This window comes from Frateuria sp. sgz306004 (assembly GCF_057750885.1).
Window position 1 is genome coordinate 1 of record NZ_JBYLFE010000008.1, and the last position, 16,667, is coordinate 16,667.

Annotated in this window: 17 protein-coding genes; 11 read left to right on the forward strand and 6 right to left on the reverse strand. The window is 63.6% G+C overall.

What is annotated here, in order from left to right; translation table 11 throughout:
- Positions 1-757 precede the first annotated feature (757 nt).
- From AC3G2C_RS16600 to AC3G2C_RS16615, 4 genes are all read left to right on the forward strand, one after another.
- Positions 758-1,141 (forward strand): hypothetical protein, encoded by a 384-nt coding sequence (locus AC3G2C_RS16600; RefSeq protein ID WP_488385749.1) that lies wholly within the window; start codon positions 758-760, stop codon positions 1,139-1,141.
- A gap of 59 nt (positions 1,142-1,200) precedes the next feature.
- Entirely contained in the window at positions 1,201-1,575 is a 375-nt protein-coding gene (locus tag AC3G2C_RS16605; protein WP_488385750.1) for a hypothetical protein, read from the forward strand.
- A gap of 372 nt (positions 1,576-1,947) precedes the next feature.
- On the forward strand, positions 1,948-2,283 hold the full coding sequence (locus tag AC3G2C_RS16610; RefSeq protein ID WP_488385751.1) for a hypothetical protein: 336 nt from the start codon (positions 1,948-1,950) through the stop codon (positions 2,281-2,283).
- Between the two features lie 172 nt (positions 2,284-2,455).
- The gene (locus AC3G2C_RS16615) at positions 2,456-2,851 is read left to right on the forward strand and encodes a hypothetical protein (RefSeq protein WP_488385752.1); all 396 of its coding nucleotides are present in this window, start codon (positions 2,456-2,458) and stop codon (positions 2,849-2,851) included.
- Positions 2,852-3,031: 180 nt separating this feature from the next.
- On the opposite strand, the gene AC3G2C_RS16620 is transcribed toward AC3G2C_RS16615, so the two are convergent.
- From AC3G2C_RS16620 to AC3G2C_RS16630, 3 genes are read right to left on the reverse strand one after another with little or no spacing between them, the layout of a single operon-like run.
- On the reverse strand, positions 3,032-3,298 hold the full coding sequence (locus AC3G2C_RS16620) for an acylphosphatase (RefSeq protein WP_488385753.1): 267 nt from the start codon (positions 3,296-3,298) through the stop codon (positions 3,032-3,034).
- Between the two features lie 2 nt (positions 3,299-3,300).
- Positions 3,301-3,780: a TlpA family protein disulfide reductase gene (locus AC3G2C_RS16625; protein WP_488385754.1), complete on the reverse strand. Its 480-nt coding sequence runs from the start codon at positions 3,778-3,780 to the stop codon at positions 3,301-3,303.
- Entirely contained in the window at positions 3,777-5,054 is a 1,278-nt protein-coding gene (locus tag AC3G2C_RS16630; RefSeq protein ID WP_488385755.1) for a YihY family inner membrane protein, read from the reverse strand. Before AC3G2C_RS16630 ends, AC3G2C_RS16625 begins: the two co-directional genes overlap by 4 nt.
- A gap of 135 nt (positions 5,055-5,189) precedes the next feature.
- Between AC3G2C_RS16630 and wrbA the strand changes: the two genes are divergently transcribed.
- The 3 genes from wrbA (at position 5,190) to AC3G2C_RS16645 (ending at position 8,807) form a co-directional block, all read left to right on the forward strand.
- On the forward strand, positions 5,190-5,792 hold the full coding sequence (gene wrbA, locus AC3G2C_RS16635; protein WP_488385756.1) for an NAD(P)H:quinone oxidoreductase: 603 nt from the start codon (positions 5,190-5,192) through the stop codon (positions 5,790-5,792).
- Positions 5,789-6,136, forward strand: a complete 348-nt coding sequence (locus AC3G2C_RS16640; protein WP_488385757.1) for a DUF2069 domain-containing protein — start codon at positions 5,789-5,791, stop codon at positions 6,134-6,136. Before wrbA ends, AC3G2C_RS16640 begins: the two co-directional genes overlap by 4 nt.
- A gap of 181 nt (positions 6,137-6,317) precedes the next feature.
- Positions 6,318-8,807, forward strand: a complete 2,490-nt coding sequence (locus AC3G2C_RS16645; RefSeq protein WP_488385758.1) for a S9 family peptidase — start codon at positions 6,318-6,320, stop codon at positions 8,805-8,807.
- Between the two features lie 816 nt (positions 8,808-9,623).
- On the opposite strand, the gene AC3G2C_RS16650 is transcribed toward AC3G2C_RS16645, so the two are convergent.
- From AC3G2C_RS16650 to pdxR, 3 genes are all read right to left on the reverse strand, one after another.
- Positions 9,624-9,911, reverse strand: coding sequence for a helix-turn-helix transcriptional regulator (locus tag AC3G2C_RS16650; protein WP_488383407.1), 288 nt, complete (start codon positions 9,909-9,911; stop codon positions 9,624-9,626).
- 154 nt (positions 9,912-10,065) lie between these two features.
- Positions 10,066-10,398, reverse strand: coding sequence for a hypothetical protein (locus AC3G2C_RS16655; protein ID WP_488385759.1), 333 nt, complete (start codon positions 10,396-10,398; stop codon positions 10,066-10,068).
- A gap of 547 nt (positions 10,399-10,945) precedes the next feature.
- A complete protein-coding gene (gene pdxR / locus AC3G2C_RS16660; RefSeq protein WP_488385760.1) occupies positions 10,946-12,427 on the reverse strand; it encodes a MocR-like pyridoxine biosynthesis transcription factor PdxR in 1,482 nt (493 codons plus the stop codon).
- Positions 12,428-12,509: 82 nt separating this feature from the next.
- Here pdxR and AC3G2C_RS16665 point away from each other — a divergent pair, with 82 nt between their 5' ends.
- From AC3G2C_RS16665 to AC3G2C_RS16680, 4 genes are all read left to right on the forward strand, one after another.
- Entirely contained in the window at positions 12,510-13,499 is a 990-nt protein-coding gene (locus tag AC3G2C_RS16665; protein ID WP_488385761.1) for a transporter family protein, read from the forward strand.
- Positions 13,500-13,541: 42 nt separating this feature from the next.
- Positions 13,542-14,294, forward strand: coding sequence for a class I SAM-dependent methyltransferase (locus tag AC3G2C_RS16670; RefSeq protein ID WP_488385762.1), 753 nt, complete (start codon positions 13,542-13,544; stop codon positions 14,292-14,294).
- A 67-nt stretch (positions 14,295-14,361) separates the two neighbouring features.
- The gene (locus tag AC3G2C_RS16675; protein WP_488385763.1) at positions 14,362-16,008 is read left to right on the forward strand and encodes an acyl-CoA dehydrogenase family protein; all 1,647 of its coding nucleotides are present in this window, start codon (positions 14,362-14,364) and stop codon (positions 16,006-16,008) included.
- A 90-nt stretch (positions 16,009-16,098) separates the two neighbouring features.
- A complete protein-coding gene (locus tag AC3G2C_RS16680) occupies positions 16,099-16,590 on the forward strand; it encodes an asparaginase domain-containing protein (protein WP_488385764.1) in 492 nt (163 codons plus the stop codon).
- The last annotated feature ends 77 nt before the right edge of the window (positions 16,591-16,667 follow it).

Here is a 16,667-nt window from a genome sequence, read left to right on the forward strand (position 1 = left end):
ATGGACGAACAAGATCGTTTGGCGGGCAGATAAAGAAGGCTAGACCTTTGAAATACCGATGAATTGCGATTTGATCAAAGTGTTGCGTTGACCGGTTGAAACGGCAACCCAAAGCAGACCTGACGCCACTGCTTCATGTTGTGCATAGAAGGGGCTAAGAGTGCAGATACCTGATGACGTTCTGAACTATTACCGTTCAGGAGCTCCGCTCATCCGAAATATTCCAAGTCAGGAATTGGACTGCGAGTTCTACGGGGAGGACGTGGTGCTGCGCTACAACGTGGAGTACGAGGTTCCAGAGTACGCACCTGGGTACTTCATGTTTGCGACCAACGGTGGTGGCGAGCTCATAGCCCTATCCCCAATCGGCTCAGTCGTGCGTATGCCGTTCATTGGCATGGGGGCGAAAGATGCTTGGCTCGTTGCCCCATCATTCGCCAAGCTATTGGAGCTGTTGGCTCCGTGTGGTTAGGTCCGCTTCCGACCCAAGGCGGACTCCATATCCCCAAGAAGGACAGCTGCCATGGTTGGTGTAGGTGGGACGTCGCCAAAAACGCCCGAAGGGAAGGTAATCTGGTGGATACTCTTTTCAGCGCTCGTGCTATCCGTTCTTTACGTCTTCACGAAATAGTTTTGTTCTAGGGCTACCTCGTTTCGCATAGGACTGCCAAACGGATGTCCGCTTCCGACCCACAGCGCACGTTGCCGAAGAAGCCACCGTCACCCTATTGAATGAGAGCTAAAGGAAATTTCCGGCATGCCCTGGACGACTTCATTCGTGGAGGAGCTTCGCGAATTCGAGATGGAGGCTATCCGCAGATTGGTCTCGGGCGTGCTTTCTCCGGAGCAGGTCGGGGCGTTGAGGTACCCGAAAGCGGCCGCTCGTTACGAGTACACCGGGTGCGGTTACTTCCTGACTGTTACTGATCCCGAGCTTCCCGCCGAGCGGCGAACGTTGAGCGTGCCGCCCATAGTTGGTACCGCCGATAATGTCGTATGTGGATTTGTCGTGTTTCTGGGCGAGCACGAATTGACCCTGGAATGCCATACATGGGGCGCCGTCGATGTGCCTGAGGACTTTCGTCAGAAGGATGTGCGTGTCGAGGAGCCGAGCCCTGATAATTTCCTGAAACCGATTTAGTGGAGCGTCCGCTTCCGACCCAGAGCAGACATTCATGCAGCGCGGAATTGGAGAGTGAAATGGACTCGGACACGATTTACCGAAATGCTCTCGCTCTTGAGAATCAGGGCAATCACGGTGATGCCTTGGCTCTCTATGAAGCGCTGACGGCTGATTCGTCTGATTCCCGCTACCACGTTGCACATGGCGTATGTCTACAGCGCCTTGGCCGTTGGCATGAATCGGTCGCGCCCCTAACCCGAGGAGTTGAGCTCAAGCCCCAATATTGCTTAGGCGATGCGCGGCTGTTTCTTGCAGAGTCTTTTCTCAATTGCGGGCGCGAGCAGGATGCCATTGCTCAATGGAAGATTGTCGCGGCCATGGAGCCTGAGTACCCGAGCTACGAAAAGGTGCCGGACGAGGCCAAACGTATGCTTGAGTTGCACGGTGCCTAACACCAGGGGCGGCTTCAGGTCTGCTCATCCAGAACGACAAGTGTTTTATGTCCGTTTTCAACTGCCGTTTCAACCGGTCAACGCAACACTTTGATCAAATCGCAATTCATCGGTATTTCAAAGGTCTAGCCTTCTTTATCTGCCCGCCAAACGATCTTGTTCGTCCATTACGTTGGCTTTTCCTGGAATCAAGGCACCTCCAGCGTTGTGGCCGCCGGGCAGCGTGATTGGGTTCCAGGGCTTGTGGTAGCTGGCGTTCCGCCGGCCCGGTATTGGGGTGTTGCGTTGACCGATTGAGCCCGCAACCCAGAGCAGACATGTCGCGCGCCTAAGCATTGCAACATCTGAGCCTGACGGACGGAGGAGAAGGTGGTGGTTGACCAGTTCTCTCAAGATGACGAATTTGATGGCTATCCGGGTTGGCTACCACTGCTCTTAGGTGCGCTTGCTTTTGCCGCTTTCTACCTGATGCGTCACGGCGCCGGGGTGTCTTCCCGAGAATGGGGATATTTTCTCTTTGGCTGCGTGGTGTTGGGGTTCACGGCCATAGATCTCAAAGCCGGATGGGCGCTCTCATTCCTCCATCGCCCGGTGAAGCGTTCAAAGGAGCCGAGGAGGTACTGGACTTACGTCATCATTGAAGGTGTTTGTGGGATGGCAGCGGTTCTCTATTCAATGGGTGCCTCGCTCGGCTATTGGAGCGTTTGAACGTCGCTCATTTCCTGATGTCCGCGTTCGACCCGGAGCGGACCTCGGAGGCTCGTAGGCGAGTGAGTCAATTTAGGGGGCGTGCGTGGGAAAGAAAACATATCCGTGGTTGGTCTGTATGGCTGTGGTACTAGCCGCGAGTCCAGCATTAGCCACGCCCGCAGGATGCGGAATGCCGGATATCTCCCGCTCAAGTGAGCTGGACCGCTTCCTGATCCTTCGTGCCGTAGAAGTCGTCAAGCGTGCGGCAGGCCCGGATGAAGACCTCGCGGTCCTGGTCGCTCCTTCCGCGAACTTCAGTCTTGGCGGCGGCGACGTCGGTCGGCCCTTGGGAACGGGCTTGAAAGGCGCTCGCGGGCTTGCGCGAGAAATGAAAGCAGACACATACCGCTTTCTCGGATGGAACTACATGGACATGCCGGCAGATCCTTGCCCCAGGCAAAAGGTCGAGGTCGAGTTCATCGATAGCAAAGACGGGTACGTGTCCCGCGTAGAGTTCACATTTGAAGCAGGTCGCGTGGTAAGCGCCGAGGGCTGGCAGCGATCATTCGAGATTGGGCGGCTGTAGTACGACACGTGAACTACGGTAGGGTCTGCTCCCGACCCGCAGCGGACCTTTCGGATTCGTCGGCAATGGGCAATAGCAGCAAGGTGATCGACACCAGCGCATTGTTCACGCCATACCGGAACGCTGCTCGGCCATTCGCAGCGCCCGCAGGAGTCCAGCGCCCTTGCTTTTAGAGCCCGCTCAGCGCGTATGAAATCCATGGTGTGCCGGTGCGTCGCAAGCTTCGCGATGCACCGTATCCACCTGCGCCGCTGGCGGGCCTTGCCATAGCCAGCGCTCCAGCGCATCGATAGCCGCTTCGGTGCCGACGGCCACCACCTCCACCCGACCGTCCGGCAGGTTGGCGGCGTAGCCGGTCAATGCCAGCGACAGGGCCTGCTCGCGCGTGCTGGCACGAAAGAACACACCCTGCACGCGGCCGCTGACCCAGAAGCGCGCGGCGGCCATGGTTACTTGCCCAGGCCGATCGCCTGGCCCAGCGAAGTTTCGTTTACCGTGCCCACGAAACGCTGCGCCACTTTGCCATCGGGGCGAATCAGCCAGGTGGTGGGCAGGCCGCGTGGTTCGTCGAAATCCTTCAGCGGCTTGTCCAACGTGACCTGGGCGATGGGATAACTCACCGGGTGCTTGGCGAGAAACGCCCTGATGTCGGCCGGGTCGGAGTCGTCATAGGCCAGGCCGATGGCGGCCACCTTGTCCTTGTGTGTCTCGACGAACTTGGAGATGTCGGGCATCTCCTTGATGCAGGGCACACACCACGTGGCCCAGTAGTTCACGATCACCCATTTGCCGCGCTGCGACGCCAGGTCGTACGGCTTGCCATCAATGGTGGTCACCTTGATCGACGGCTGTTCGGGCATGGCCGCATGAACGGGCACGGCAAAGGCGGCCACCAGGGCGATGGCGGCGAACGACTTGAACAAACTCATGCAACAGGTTCCTTGGCAACGGGGGGCACGGAGGGCAGCGGCGGATACAGTTGGTCCAGGCGCTTGCCGAGCGTGGCATGCAGGGATTGGGCAGCAGTGTGCAACACCGCCACCATTTCGGGTGAGAGTTCGATGCCGGTGGCCTCGACGTCCTCCACCGGACGCAACGGCAAGCGATAGCTGCTGTAGGCGTAGACGTGCCGTAGCTCGGTGCTGTCCGGGCTGCGCGACAACAACCAGCGTCCGCTTTCGTCGCGCGAGATCATGCCGGCGTGTTGCAGGTCGTCCACGTAGCTGCCGATCGCTGCGCGACGCAAGGAGGGTTCGCTGTTACGCAGCGCATCGATATCCACGCTTTCTCCGCGCCGATGCGCCTCAATGAAATGACGCAGCACCACGAGCAGGCCGAGAAACGCGGCGTCTTCCGACAGGCACGCCGAGGGCGGCTGGTAGTCAAACGCCGAAAGCGAGGCTGCAATCGACGCGCACAGAATCACGATCACCCACGATAGATAGATCCACAGCAACAAAATCGGCAGCGCTGCCAGCGCCGCACCGTACACCTGCTGGTAGGTATGCGCGTGTCGAATGAAATGCCCGAAACCCCAGCGCGCCACTTCAAAAGCAATGGCGCCGAGCAACGCGCCGACGGCGGCCTCCTGCCAGCGCACGCGGCGATTGGGCACCACCATATAGATCAGCATGAGGGTGAGAAACGTCACCAGAAACGGCAGCACACCGACCAGCCGCTGGCGTAGGCCCAGTTGGTCGGCCGCGTCGTTGAGCAGCGGCAACGCCGTGGCGTAAGACGCCACCACCAGCCCGCCCACAATCAGCACCGGCCCCAGCGTCAACGCCGCCCAGTAAAGCAGCAGCCGCGATCCCCAGCCGCGCTGGCGTTGCACGCGCCAGATGCGATTGAGGCGATCCTCGATGCTCACCATCATCGACAGCGCACTAAAGAACATCACCAGGATGCTGATGCCAGTGAGCTTGCTCGCGTTGTCCGCGAAGCCGTTGAGGTACTCCTGCACGCGCTCGCCGGCCGCTGGCACGAAATTGCTGAAGACAAACTGGATCAACGTGCCGCGCGCATCGGCAAAGGCCGGAAACGCGGCAAAGATCGCCAGCGAGGCCACGATCAGCGGCACCAGCGACACCAGCGTGGTGTAGGACAGCGCACCGGCTGTCTCGAAACACTTGTCGTCGATAAAGCGCTGCCACAGAAAATGGCTGAAGCTGCGCATGCGGTCGCGGTCGAAACGCAAGGCCATGACGGCTCCTTCTACAACGCCGGTGGTCGGCTCCACCCTGGATGCGCTGCCGCCCATGGACATGGCGTGAACAGAGGGGCAACACCGGCTTGATCGACCAGTACACTAACCGATCACGCCGCTATCGCCCAAACCATGAGCCAAGACATCCTGGTCCTCTACTACAGCCGCACCGGCCACACCGCCCAACTCGCGCGCCTGATCGCACGTGGCGTGGAAGAAGTGCCGGGCATGCGCGCGCGTCTGCGGCAGGTGCCGCCCGTGGCGCCCGTGACCGAAGTGGCCCAGCCGCCCGAACCCGACGAGGGCGCGCCCTACGTCACCCGCGACGACCTGATCGAATGCGCCGGCCTGGCGCTGGGCAGCCCCACGCGCTTTGGCAACATGGCGGCGCCGCTCAAGTACTTTCTCGATTCCACCGGCGCCGAGTGGGCCAGCGGCGTGCTCGCCGGCAAGCCTGCCGCACTGTTCACCGCCACCAGCACCATGCACGGCGGCCAGGAATCCACCCTGCTCACCATGGCCCTGCCGCTGCTGCACCACGGCATGTTGCTGGTGGGCCTGCCCTATACCGAGCCCGCACTCACCGCCACGCAAAGTGGCGGCACGCCGTATGGCGCCAGCCACGTGGCCGGTGCCAAGGGTGAAAACGCCATCAGCGAGCACGAACGCGAACTGGCCCGTGCGCTGGGCCGCCGCCTTGCCGATGTGGCGCGCCGCCTGGGCGCCACCGCATGAGCGCGCGCCTGCCGACACCCTATCGCTTGGGCCTGGTCGCCTGGGCCGGGCTTACCGTGCTGCAACTGGCCTGGCATGGCTGGCTGTTTCCGCCCCAGCACATGCCGCTGGTCGGCGTGCTTGCCCTCACCGTGGTGCCGCTGTTGCTGCCCTTGCTTGCGCTGGGCAACGTGCGCCGCGCGTTGCTGTGGGTGGGCATCCTCAGCCTGTTCTATTTCAGCCACGGCATCAGCGAGGCCTGGAGCGCGCCCGATCAGCGCGTGCTGGCACTCGTCGAAATCGCCCTCACCCTCACCCTTATCGGCACCCTCGGCTGGGGCGTGCGCCACAAGTCGCCGGCCTAAGAGCTACTTCAAGATTTCCGCGTTGCCCGCCCCGGCCCGAAGGGTTGCGGGAGCGACACGGAGATCGTCAACAGCCTCCAAGAGCCCCAATCGAAAAATTTTGCGTGCCATGACTTCCAGCAGGGAGGGCGAGCAAGGCCGCTGTGTTATCTCCCGATAATCACCCCAGGGAGAATGCACGATGCCCCTTGCCACCCCTCGTCGGCGAGCCCCCCTCTTTATCGGCCTGCTGGCCTTGCTGCCGGCGGCCTTGCAGGCCGGCTACGACAAGCCACCGGAGCCCCTGCTCGGCGTGATGCACGCCCCCCTGCCGGCAGTACCCATGCTCGACCCCACCCGCCAGCGCATGCTGCTGGTGGAGCAGTCGCAGTACCCGTCCATCGAACGCGTGGCCGAGCCTTACGTAAAGCTCGCCGGCTTGCGCATCGAGCCGCGCAACCGTAGCCGCCACGATGCCTCCAGCGGCTACGGCATCCGCAGTTGCCTCAAAAGCTTCACGCTCGAAGACGTAACCAGCCACCAGCAAACGCCGGTGACTTTGCCCGCCGATGCCTGCCCTGGCCTGCCGGTGTGGTCGCCCGATGGCCACCGCTTCGCCTTTACCAACACCACCAACGAGCGCACCGAGTTGTGGCTGGGCGACGCCCTGACCGGCGCGGCGCATCGCGTGGAAGGCGTATCGCTCAATACGGTGATGGAAGACAGCGTGCAGTGGCTGCACAACAGCGACTCCCTGCTGGTCAAACTGGTGCCCGCCAACCAGGGCCAGGCGCCCAAGGTCAGCGCCACGGGCGGCCCGGAGATCAAGGAGTCCATTCAGGGCAAAGGTGAAAGCAGCACCTACGAGGCGCGCGACACACTCGCCAGCCCCGAGGACGAAGCCCAGTTCGATTACTACGGCACCGCCCAGCTCGCCGTGGTCGATGTCGCCAGCGGCCAAGTTCACGCTGTGGGCAAGCCCGGTGTGCTGGCCGGCGTCACCGGCGCGCCTGACGGCGAGCACGTGCTGGTCGAAACGCTCAAGAAACCCTACTCCTACGTCACCACCTACGAACGCTTCGCGCGCGACGTGAGCGTGTTGGACGTGCGCACCGGCCAGTCCGCCCCCATCGCCTCGCTGCCGGTCGCCGACCGCGTACCGGTTCGCGGTGTGCCCGTGGGCCCGCGCGAATTCGAATGGCGCGCCAACGCGCCCGCCACCCTGGTGTGGCCCGAAGCGCTCGATCAGGGCGACTGGAAGGTCAACGCACCCCAGCGCGACAAGGTCATGCTGTGGAGCGCGCCCTTCAGCGGCAAGCCCAAGGAGGTCGCCCGCACCACGCAGCGCTTCAGCGGCATGCGTTGGCTCGCCCAGGGCGATGAGCCGTTCGTCTATGAGTTCGACGCCAATCGCCAGTGGATCCACATCACGCGCATCGACGTAGCTCACCCCGGCAAGCCGGCGCGCACCCTCTGGGACTACTCGCTCAACGAGATCTACAACAACCCCGGCAGCCTGCTCACGCAAACCTTGCCCAACGGCGCCAGCGTGGTGCGCCAGGATGGCGACAACGTGTACCTGGCCGGCCCCGGCGGCACGCCCAAGGGGGATCGCCCGTTTCTGGATCGCTACAACCTCGCCAGCGGTCACACGGAGCGACTGTTCCGCAGCAGCGCCGACAGCTATGAGCGCCCGCTAGCGGTGCTGCCTGGTGGCGAGCGTTTCATCACCGCGCGCCAATCTCCGATCGAGCCGCCCAACCTGTTGCTCTACACCATCGGCCAGCCCATCAACGGCGCGGCCACGGGTGAGGCAGCGGTGGCCTCCAGCGCCACGCCCATCACCCACATTCCCGACCCCACGCCGCAGGTGCGTGGCATCGGCAAACAATTGGTGACCTACAAGCGCAAAGACGGCGTGGAGCTTTCCTTCACCCTGTACACGCCGCCCGGCTACAAGCCGGGCACGCGCCTGCCGGCCGTGCTCTACGCCTACCCCCAGGATTTTGCCGACCCCAGCCAGGCTGGACAGATCAGCGGCTCACAACAGAAATTCGATGTGCTGCGCGGCTACCGCCTGCTGCTGCTCTCGGGCTACGCCATTATCGACAACGCCTCGTTCCCCATCGTGGGCGATCCGCGCACGGCCTACGACACCTACATCGACCAACTGGTGATGGACGCGCAAGCCGCCGTGGACAAAGCCGTGGACATGGGCGTGGTGGACCGCAACCGCATCGGTGTCACCGGCCACAGTCATGGCGCGCTGATGACCGCCAACCTGCTTGCGCACACCCAACTCTTCCGCGCCGGTGTTGCCACCAGTGGCGGCTACAACAAAACGCTCACGCCATTCGGCTTTCAGAACGAACGTCGTTCGCTGTGGCAAGCACCCTCGGTGTACGAGCAGGCATCCACCTTCTTCCATGCCGACAAGGTCAAGTCGCCGCTGCTGATCATGCACGGCATGGACGACGCCAACCCGGGCACCGAGCCCGTGCAGTCGCAAAAGCTGTTCCAGGCCATTCGCGGCCTGGGTGGCACCACGCGCCTGGTCATGCTGCCGCACGAACCGCACTGGTACACCGCGATGGAATCCAACGAGCAGGAGGTGTACGAAATGCTCACCTGGTTCGATCGCTACGTGAAGAACGCCTCGCAGCAAGCACCCTCCGCCGCCAACGCACCCTAAGGAAACGCTGAATTTGATCGTCATCCCAGCGAATGCTGGGATGCAGCGCCTGCAAGCACCTGAGCGTAAAGGCACTGGATGACCAGCCTCTCGGCTGTTGAAAAGCCCCTCCTGCACTTGCCCCCTTTTGGGGGTTCGCAGGAATGACGAGCACCGTGTCGCTAGATCAAACCTCCGCTAACGATGCTCTGGTTTTGCTCGTCATCCCAGCGAATGCTGGAAGCGCCTTTCAACAGCCGAAGGGCTGGTCATCCAGCGCCTGTAGGCGCCTGAGCGTAAGGGCACTGGATTCCTGCTTTCGCAGGAATGACGAGCACCGTGTCGCTAGATCAAAGCTCCCTAACAATGCTCTGGTTCTGCTCGTCATCCCAGCGAACGCTGGGATCCAGCGCCTGTAAGCGCCTGAGCTTAACGGCACTGGATTCCTGCATTCGCAGGAATGACGAGCACCATGTTGCTTGATCAAACCTCCCCTAACGATGCTCTGGTTCTGCTCGTCATCCCAGCGAACTCTGGAAGCGCCTTTCAACAGCCGAAGGGCTGGTCATCCAGCGCCCGTAAGCGCCTGAGCGTAAAGGCACTGGATTCCTGCTTTCGCAGGAATGACGAGCTAGATGTCGCTTGATCAAAGCTCCCTAACAATGCTCTGGTGCTGCTCGTCATCCCAGCGAACGCTGGGATCCAGCGCCTGTAAGCGCCAGAGCGTAAAAGCACTGGATGACCAGCCCTTCGGCTGTTGAAAAGCCCCTCCTGCTCTTGCCCCCTTCTTGGGGTTCGCAGGAATGACGAGCTGCATGTCGTTTCATCAGACCCTCCCTAAGGCCTCATATCCCCCTCCAACAGCCAACGCGCCTCCAGCACCATCCAATAAAACGCCGTGGTGCCAAACCCTCGCGCCAAGGCGCGCGCAAACTCCGGTGTGGTCCGCTCGCCCTCCGTCATCCAACGCTGCAGCGCCAAGCTGGTGACGCCCATGCGCCGGGCTGCCTGCCCCCACGGCAGCCGCTGCGGCAGCAGAAAATCGTGCAGCAGCACCTGCGCTGGCGAGCGCAGCGGCACCCGGTGGCCAACGTGCATGCGCGGGGTGAGAGAAATCCGACTCATCACTATCCTTGGTTGATGTGCGCGCACGCTTAAACACGCCGGCGCGAGCGCAGCGAAATATGTAGGCAAAATGCCAGTTCAGGCGTACGTCATCGCCAAGGTGCGGCACACCGGCAACACGCCCGGTGCGCCGCGGGGGCGATCAACGGACGGGTCAGGTGCTGGCGGCGGGTTTTTGGCCCAACAAGCGCGCGTAGGAGTGCAGGTAATGCACAGCCAACGATAACCCCGTGGATTCCAACGGGGTTAGGGCAAGCTGGCGTACCGGCTGGGAACCTCGGCGCGACGGGGCGAGGAGAGCCTCCTCGCTATCCATCAGCAGACCCAGCAAGGCGTCTGCGGAGCGGGCAATGCCGATCAGCGTTAACAACCGCTGCTCTGCGTCCTGCGCCTCAGCTGGGGGAGCCAGCGTGTCGGCGGAGGTCGCGTGCGTAGCCTCTGGTGGGAAAGACGGGCGTGCGCGTGCCGTATGATCGTGGACAGCCATGATCAACTTCCTAACAGTTGGTGATGGTCAGCGGGTCGTGAGTGTTGCTGCACTCGCGGCCCGCGCTTCATGACCCGAGGGTCACGATTGCGCGCAGTGCGGATTCAGAAACACTCCACGCGCAACGAGTGGCAAAGTAGCAGAGCCCCACGGAACACTTTGTCAGGCGATTGCCCGTTACGCCATGCGGCTTCAGCCGTGCAGACGCCACAGCCGTCGCTGTCAGCGCGTGCGCCGGCGGCTTCACGCACATGCCGCCCCATACGCGCGGAACGTCACGTTCTAGCGAAGGTTTGAATAAGCGACATTTTGCTCGTCATCCCAGCGAAAGCTGGAAGCGCCTTTCAACAGCCGAAGCGCTGGTCATCCAGCGCCTATGAGTCGTCGAGCACAAGGGTGTTGAATGACCAGCCCTTCGGCTCTTGAAAAGCGCCTAATGCGCTCGCCCCCTTTTTGGGGTTGGCAGAAACGACGATCAAAATCTGACCATCCTTCGTAAGGCATGGCACGTTTACGTGACTCTCGGGCATGGGCTAGCCGAGCCAGCTCAAAAGCAACGACTAAGCTGGCGCACACCCTCGTCGACCTCATCCAGCGATGCACCGCCGTAACCCAGGATCAAGCCGCCCTGTTCCGGTGCGTTGAGATAGCACTGCGATAGCGGCCGCACGGAAACGCCGCGTTGCGCGGCGGCGCGCGATACAGCGAGGTCGTCCACGCCGGCGGGCAGGCGCACGGCCACCTGCATGCCGGCATCGGCGCCCAGCACTTCCAGGCGGCCACTCATATATCGCTCGATGGCTGCCAGCACGGCCGCGCGGCGCGCCTGGTAGTGGCTGCGCATGCTGCGGATGTGGCGGGCGAAATGGCCTTCGCGGATGAAATCGGTGAGCGCGTATTGGTAGAGCGTGGCGGTGAAGGTATCGATGGCGTCGCGACCCGCCGCAAAGGCATCCACCAGGTCGTGAGGCACCACCAGGTAGCCGACGCGAATGGCGGGAAACATGACTTTGCTGAAGGTACCCACGTAGATCACGCGCGCGTGTGCATCGGTACCCTGCAACGACACCAGCGGGCGGCCGCCGAAGCGAAACTCGCTGTCGTAATCGTCCTCGATGATCCACGCCCCTTCGCGCGCTGCCCAATCCAGCAATTGCATGCGGCGCGCGGCGCTCATGGTGCTGCCCAAAGGAAACTGGTGCGAGGGCGTGATGTAGGCGGCACGTGCTCGCGGCTCACACTGCTCGCCCAACGACACGTTGATGCCGTCGTCGTCCACCGGCACGGGGATCAAGCGTGCGCCCGCCGTACGCAGGGATTGGTGCGCGCCGGGGTAGCCGGGGTCTTCCATCCACACCGCATCGCCGTCGTCGAACAGTACGTGCGCGCAGATCTGCAAGCCTTGCTGCGAGCCGGTGGTGATGATGACCTGCGAGGCGTCGCAACGTACGCCGCGCGTTGCGCCGAGGTAATCGGCAATGGCTTCGCGCAGCGGCAAATGCCCCATGGCGTCGCCATACACCATGCCCTGCCCGCTCAGGTTGCGCGCATGGCGGCTGACCAGGCGCGCCCATGTGCCCAGCGGAAAATGCTCCAACGCCGGCACACCCACGCGAAAGGCCCCCAAGTTGCCCAGCCAGGTCTGCTCGGGGCCGCGCATGTTCGCTACACGTCGCGACACCTGCCGCGTGCCCTCGCGAGCCGGTGCGTCGGGCGTGCTGCGTTGGCGACGCACGCGCGCCGGGCGCGCCAGGTGCTCGGGGATGGCGCGCGCCACGCAAGTGCCGGCGCCCTGGAAGCTTTCCAGGTAACCCTCGGCCTGCAATTGCTCATAGGCGCCCAGCACGGGGATGCGCGATATCTTGAGCTCGCCGGCCAGCGCGCGGCTGGAGGGCACGCGCTGGCCGGGCCGCAATTGCCCACCCAAAATGGCTTGGCGAAACCAGTCGGACAGTTGCAGGTACATCGGCACGCCGCCATGCGGGTCCAGGGCAACCGGCGGCACGAAACCGGCGGGCAGACGGCTCATTCGGCGCTCCTTAAAGTGGCTATATCGAAAACCTTGAAAGTGGTTATTTCCCATAACCACTTTCGGGCCTAGCTTGCGCCCCATGAATCGACTGGCACAAGCCTCCCCCCGACCATCGACGCGCTGGCGTCGCCTCGCCGCATTGGGCTTGCTGGTGCACGTGCTGATCGCGCCGCTCGCGGCCTGCGCGCAGGAGGCGCCGCAGTCGCGCGAGGAGGCCTGGTGGACGGGCCCCATGCTGGCCAATTCCGCCGAAACCCTGCCCCAGGGGCACCTGTTGTTGGAGCCCTATCTGTACGACGTGCAGAGCAAGGGCGTGGACAGCTTCGGCTCACGCGCGTACCTCAATTACGGGCTGGCCAATCGCCTGACCGTGGGCATCATTCCCGTGTTCGGCTACAACCGCGTAAGCGGCGCGCGCAACAGCAGCGGCGTGCAGATGGGTGACTGGACGGTGCAAGCGCAATACCGGCTTACACAGTTTCATGAAGGTAGCTGGCTGCCGACCATCGCTGTGCTGATTCAGGAGACGCTGCCCACCGGCAAGTACGACCAACTCGGCGATCGCCCCGCCAACGGGCTGGGCAGCGGCGCCTATGGCACCACCATCGGCATCAACTCGCAGACGTACGTGTGGATGCCGAACGGGCGCATCCTGCGCGTGCGTTTCAACGTGTCCGCCACGTTCTCCTCGCGCGCCGATGTGCAGGGCGTGAGCGTGTATGGCACCGACGCGGATTTTCGCGGGCATGCGCGCCCCGGCACCAACCTGTTCGCGGACGCCGCCGTGGAATACAGCCTTACCAAGCGCTGGGTGCTGGCACTGGACCTTACTTACAGCCACAACGGCGGCACCCGCGTGAGCGGCGAGGAATACCTCGGCAACGCCGACCCGTTTCCGCCAGATACGCGATTGGGCAGCGGCACCAGCGCTGCATTCGGCATCGCGCCCGCCGTGGAATACAACTGGTCGCCCAATATCGGTCTGCTGTTTGGCGTGCGCGTGATTCCTTCGGGGCAACGCACGGCGTCATCGATAACCCCAGCGTTTGCCCTCAACGTGGTGCATTGACGCGCGTGACCTCAACGGCCCGCGCGCCCAACGGAGGTAGCCATGAAAACCTTGAAGCTGCTCGTGCTGGTGGTGCTGTTGCCCGTCGCCCGTGTGTGTGTGGCGCAGGCCGCGCCTGATGCGATCGTGGCCGCCGTGGCCGATGCGCAGCGCCCCGCCGATGACCGCGCCAAGGATGCGCAGCGCAAGCCCGCCCAGGTGCTGGCCTTCAGCGGCATCAAGCCGGGCGATGTGGTGGTGGATTTGATGCCAGGCTCGGGCTATTACACGCGCCTGCTCAGCCGCTTGGTGGGGCCTAAGGGCAAGGTTTACGCGCTGCAACCGGTGGAGATGGACAAGGCCGCGCCCAAGGGCTTGCAGAGCCTGCACGCGTTCGCCGGCCGCGTGGCTTATGCCAATGTCGCGGTGTTGTTGCAGCCGGTGGCGGCGATGACGTTGCCCGAACAAGTGGATGCGATTTTCACCTCGCAGAACTATCACGACTTGCACGACCCGTTCATGGGTTCGCCGAACATCGCCGCGCTCGACAAAGGCCTGTTCGATGCACTCAAGCCGGGCGGCGTGCTGATCGTGCTGGACCATGCCGCCGCACCGGGCAGCGGCTTGAGCCATACCGACGACCTGCATCGCATCGACGTTGCGTCGGTGAAAAGCGAATGGCTCGCTGCCGGGTTCCGGCTCGACGGCGAAAGCGACGTACTGCGTAACCCGGCGGACCAACACACGCTCGGTATTCGCGACCCGTCCTTGCGCGGCCACACCGACCGCTTCTTGCTGCGCCTACGCAAACCCTAGCCGGCGCCCTCGGTACGCCGCCGTACGGCGCGCCTATACTCGGCTATCGCACTACCGAGGGCCGACCATGGGATTCCTGCAAGAACCGCCGCAGCTCGCGCATCCGTATCGTGACGATCGCCTGCTGCTCAGCATGCTCGAACGCAGCTTGCCCCCGCATCGGCGCGCCGCGCTGGAACCCGATTTGCAAGCGCTCGGCGACTACGCGCAGATGGCATGGCAACGTGCCTGCGCCACCAGCCGACGCAAGCCCGTGCTTACCCAGTGGGACGCCTGGGGCCAGCGCGTGGACCGCATCGAACTCACCACCGCCTGGCAGGAGGGCGCCACGCTCACCACGCGCCACGCGGTGCTCGCGGCCGGTCATGAAGCGCACGAGCACGCGCGCTTGGAACAGTTCGCCCGCGTGTACCTGTATCACCTCGCCAGCGAGTTCTACACCTGCCCGCTCGCCATGACCGATGGCGCCGCCACGGCGCTCAAGGCCTCCGGCAATGAGGAGCTGCTGGATCGCGCGCTGCCGCACGTGCTTAGCCGCGATGCGCGCAGCTTCTGGCTCAGCGGCCAATGGATGACCGAGAACACCGGCGGCTCCGATGTGGGCCGCACCGAAACTGTCGCCCGTCAGGACGCCAACGGCCAGTGGCGCCTGTATGGCCGCAAATGGTTCAGCTCCGCCGTGGTGGGTGAGATGGCGTTGGCCCTGGCGCGCCCGGAAGGCGCCGGCCACGGCCCCGGCGCGCTGGCGTTGTTCTATGTGGAAACCATGGACGGCGAGCGGCGCAAACCGGAGTTGGTGATCGACCGCCTCAAGGACAAACTCGGCACGCACGAACTACCCACCGCCGAGATTCACCTGGAAGGCCTGCCGGCCTGGCCGCTGGGCGAACTGGCCAACGGCGTGCGCCAAGTGGCGCCCATGCTCAACATCACCCGTACCTGGAACGCGGTGTGCGCCACCGCCAGCATGGCGCGCGCCATCTCGCTCGCTCGCGACTACGCCATGCGCCGCGAGGCGTTTGGTAAGCGCCTGATCAACCAACCGCTACACGCGCAGACGCTGGCGGACATGCAGGCCGAATTCGAGGGCGCGTTTGCGCTCACCTTTGAGGTGGCGCACTTGCTCGGCCGCGTGGAGCACGGCACGGCGGCCCCGCACGAAGCGGCCTTGCTGCGCCTGCTCACCCCATTGGCCAAGCTGTGGACCGGCAAGCTGGCCGTGCGGCTGTGCTCGGAGGCCATGGAGTGCTTCGGCGGTGCCGGCTACATCGAAGATACCGGCCTGCCCCAGTTGCTGCGCGACGCGCAGGTGTATGCGATCTGGGAGGGCACCACCAACGTGCTCTCGCTGGATAGCCTGCGCGCCCTGGCGGGCGACCAGTTCGGCGCGCTGCAACAGGCTATCGACACCTGGCTGGCCGACAGCATCGACGCCCATGCCCGGCACCAGATTCACGCCGCCATGGCGGCGGCCGGCAGCTACCTGCACAGTCACGCGGGCCAGCGCGACGCATTGGAAGCAGGGGCGCGCGGCCTGGCCCTCACCCTGGCGCGCTGCGCTGCGGCGGCGCTGCTGGCTCGCCACGACGGCTGGATGTCACCCCGGGGCGGCGCCCATGCCGGGGCGGCATTGCGCCGTTTCGTGGGCCATGGCCTGTCCCGGCTCAGCCACGCCGACGCCACGGACACGGCCCTGCTGCTGGGTCCCCATTGAGCCGGGATTCGGGGCTAGGCATACCCTCACGAGCACGGGGAGGCGGCACTCGCTAAAATGGGCGCTTCCCCTACCTCGCGATCACAGACCATGCAGCATCTGACCATCGTCACCACTGGCGGCACCATCGACAAGATCTATTTCGACGACAAGTCGGACTACAAGATCGGTGCCCCGCAGATCGGCGAGATCCTGGGCCAGCTCGGCGTCGCTTTTCAGTTCGACGTGATTCCGATTCTGCGCAAGGACAGCCTGCATATCACCGACGAGGATCGCGCACTGGTGCGCTCCACCATCGAGGCGCAGCCGCATCGCCACGTGCTGGTCACGCACGGCACCGACACCATGGTGGAAACCGCGCGCGAGCTGTCGGCCATCAAGGGCAAGGTGATCGTGCTCACCGGCGCGCTGAACCCGGCGCGTTTCCAGGGTTCGGATGCGGTGTTCAACATCGGTTGCGCCGTGGCCGCCGTGCAGACGCTGCCCGATGGCGTGTACATCGCCATGAACGGCCGCGTGTGGGACCCGGCCAAGGTGCGCAAGAACCGCGACGCCAACCGCTTTGAAGAAGCCAACGGCTGAAGGCGTTTCGCGACGTTCAAAACAAACGGCCCGGTCATTGTTGACCGGGCCGTTTGCTTTCAGGTCAATGGAACGTG